The organism is Kribbella turkmenica (assembly GCF_004348725.1).
In the GTDB taxonomy this organism is placed as follows: Bacteria; Actinomycetota; Actinomycetes; order Propionibacteriales; family Kribbellaceae; genus Kribbella; species Kribbella turkmenica.
In genome coordinates, this window is the sequence record NZ_SMKR01000296.1 from 1 (window position 1) to 3311 (window position 3311).

General features: G+C 71.6%; 1 protein-coding gene and 1 pseudogene. Both read right to left on the minus strand.

Annotation, left to right across the window (positions count from 1 at the left end):
* Positions 1-288 (minus strand): hypothetical protein (locus tag E1218_RS35225; protein WP_132327363.1); only part of this gene is annotated, 288 nt, incomplete at its 3' end.
* Positions 288-3311, minus strand: a pseudogene (locus E1218_RS36455) (hypothetical protein); the annotation flags it as partial. The gene E1218_RS35225 and the pseudogene E1218_RS36455, both read right to left, overlap by 1 nt.

Sequence of the window (3311 nt, forward strand, 5' to 3'; positions counted from 1 at the left end):
CATCTGCACCGCCTCGTCCCGACCGAGCCAGATGTCGATCTCGGTCGGGTAGGCGTCGATCGCCTGCTCCTCGCCCGGCTCCGCGTCGGGGACGACGTGCTTGTTCGGCTGAACGACATACCCCAGGACACCGTCGACCGTCCGGGCGGGACCGCGCAGACCGTACTGGTCCGGTTCGGCCGCGGATCGGTCCGGGATCGGCTCCAGCCTCAGCAGGTCCTGCAGCAGCTTCGTCTCGTCACGGACCGCCGAATCCGACTGCAGGAAGATGTTCTCCCGCACGGCCATCAGTTCTCCTTCACGTACGTCACGACCTGCCCGTCGCCGAGGATGATATGCACCTTCGCGGCAACCCTCTTCCCCGGTTGACCCTTCGCGCCGCCGTACGCCCGGTCCGCGATCTCCCGGGTCAGCCCGACGTTCCGGCCGTCGATCACCACCTCACCGTCCGGCGGCACCTGGTCGCTGGCGTCGTTGATGTTCCGTCGGATCGCGTTCCTGCCGCCACTCTTCGGCGTCTTGAACTCGGTGGGCAGCCCCTCGTCTGCCGGATCCTTGCGCACCATCGAGTCCGGGTTCTTCATGTACCGCTTCGAGTCGTCCCGGAAGCGTGCATCGACACGCCAGCCATCGTCCTGCAACCGGTCGGCGATATCCCGCTCCCAGGGCTCGAAGACACCCTCCGGGTCGTGCACGCCCGGCGCGAACTCGTCCCCGAGCGCCCTGTGATGGAACGCAGGATCGAAGCCGGTCTTGTTCGTGACGCCGAACCCACTGGGGCCCGGCCGCCAGTCCTCGCCGCCCGAGCCCTGCGCACCGCCGGGCGACTCCTGCGACGGACCTTCCGCTCCCGGCTGATCAGGCGTGGCGTCGGACGCACCTGGCTCTCCCGGCGCGTCGGGTGACGACCCGTGCGGATCCGGCTGTGAACCGTACGGATCCGGCTGGGCCGGCGGTTGGCCGCCGTACTCGTTCGGGTCCTCCGGCGTGTGCCGTGCGTACGGACCGAACTCCCGCGGGTCATACCCCGGCCGCTGCGGCTGTCCCGGCCCGAACGGCTGCTGACCCGGGTACTGCCCCGGCTGCTGATGCGGCGGATCGTAAGGCTGCTGCGGATACCCAGGCCCCGGCCTGAACGGCGGCGGCCCAGGCTGCTCCGGATACCCCGGCCGCTGCGGATCCCCGGAGCGCCCCGGCTGGTCCGGATAGCCCGAGTGCCCAGGATGCTGTCCCGGATGACCCGGCTGGCCGGGGTGCTGACCTGGCTGGTTCGGATAGCCCGGCTGCGCAGGATGTTGACCCGGCTGGTTCGGATAGCCCGGCTGCTCCGGACCGCGACCCGGCGCGTAGGGCTGTTCCGGTTGCCTGTGCCCAGGTCCGAACGGCGGCCGGCCCGGCTGCTGGTACGGCGACTCCGGGTGGTGCCCTGGATGCCCCGGCTGATGCGGCGGCCCGTACGGCGAACCCGGCTGCTGGTGCGGATACCCCGGCTGCTCAGGCTGCCGGTGCCCTGGCCCGAACGGCTGCTGCCCAGGATGCGGCTGCTCCCCCGGCACTCGGAACGGCTCGTCCGCCTGCCCCGGACGTCCAGGGTGACCCGGGTGGTGCCCGGGCTGACCCGGGTGCGGGCCGCCGCCTGGCTGGTTCGGGTAGGGCGGCTGCTGCGGCGGGTATCCGGACTGCTCAGGCCGGTGCCCCGGACCGAACAGCTCATGGCCCGGATGCGGCTGGTGGCCCGGGTACTGGCCCGCCTGCTGCCCTGGCCCGAAGCTCTGCTGTGGTCCCGGCTGCGTCCCCGTCGGACCGAACTCCCCAGTCGGCTGCTGCCCCGTGGGACCGATCTGCTGCTGCTCCGGCGCACGCTGGCTGTACCCCGGCTGCTGACCGGGCGGACCGAACTGCCCGCCCGGCTGCTGCCCGGTAGGCCCGAACTGACCCCGCTGCCCCGGGCCGTGCCCCGGCTGCTGACCGGGCGGACCGAACTGCCCGCCCGGCTGCTGCCCGGTAGGCCCGAACTGACCCGGCTGCCCTGGGCCGTGCCCCGGCTGCTGACCGGGCGGACCGAACTGCCCGCCCGGCTGCTGCCCGGTAGGCCCGAACTGACTCGGCTGCCCCGGCTGCTGACCGGTGGGCCCGAAGGGGGTTTCCGGCGCCCCTGGGTTGTAGGACGGGTGCTGTCCGGGCCGAGTGCCTGTCGGGCCGAACTGGCCGCCCGGCTGACCCGGGGCGTACCCGGGCTGCTGACCGGTGGGACCGAACTGCTGCGGCGGCGCGCCCGGGTTGTACCCCGGCTGCTGACCGGACGGCCCGAACTGACCGTCCGGCGCGGCTGGGTCTCCCGGGTGTTGACCAGTGGGACCGAACTGCCCGGGAGGCTGGTTCGGGTGCTGACCGGCCTGTGTCCCGGTGGGGCCGAATCGGCCCGGCTGGTGACCGGGCGGTGCGTACCGGCCAGGCTGGTTGCCCTGGGCATCGATCGTCTGACGCGGGACGCTCTGCGGTCCTGCAGGGCCGAACGACGGCTGCCCGGGCGGAGGCGGCGGCGTCTGGTTCGTGGTGTCGAACGGATTCCACGCCGGCTGCTGGTTCTGTGCCTGCACGTGCTGGCGCCAGTAGTCCCGGCTGGGATCCGACTGCGTGACCCGTTCGACCTCCGGCCAGCCGCCCGGCGGCTCCGGCTCCGGGCCGCCGTGATCACGGACGTGGACGTGGTACGTCTTCGTCTCCGGGTCGAACTCGAGCTTGGTCGGGTAGAACGTGGTGTGCGGCGGGTGGATGACCTCGTCCACACCGAGTTCCTTGGCGCGCAGGAACGACATGTCCTTGCCGTGCCGCGCGTCGATGTGCATCACGACCCGGGCGGGACCGTAGTCCGTACCGCTGAAGATCTTCGCGCCGTCCGGGTCCTTGTCGGAGTGCGTGAACGCCGCCTCGCGGGTCGAACCGCCGGGCGCGTAGTTGTCCAGGAACGCGGTCAGCTCCTCGACCGTGTCGAAGGTGATACCGCGGTGGATCTCCCCGACGTGGTCGGGCAGTTTGTTCATCGCCGAGGTCGCCATCCGGACCAGGGGCAGCTGCTCGACGCTCGTGTCACCCGCCCGGAACGCCCGGTTGATGTCCTGGTGCGGCATCCCGAGCATCTCTTCCATCGCGTTCAGCTCGAGGTCGGAGAAGTCGTCGATCCGGTCGCCGAGCGCCTCCCGGCCGCGGGTCCGGTGCTCGGACATCTTGCCTTGGTCGATGGACCGCAGTGTCGAGCGGTACGCCGCCTCGTTCGCGGCCGACGCCCGGAATCCCCGATCAGCCAACCG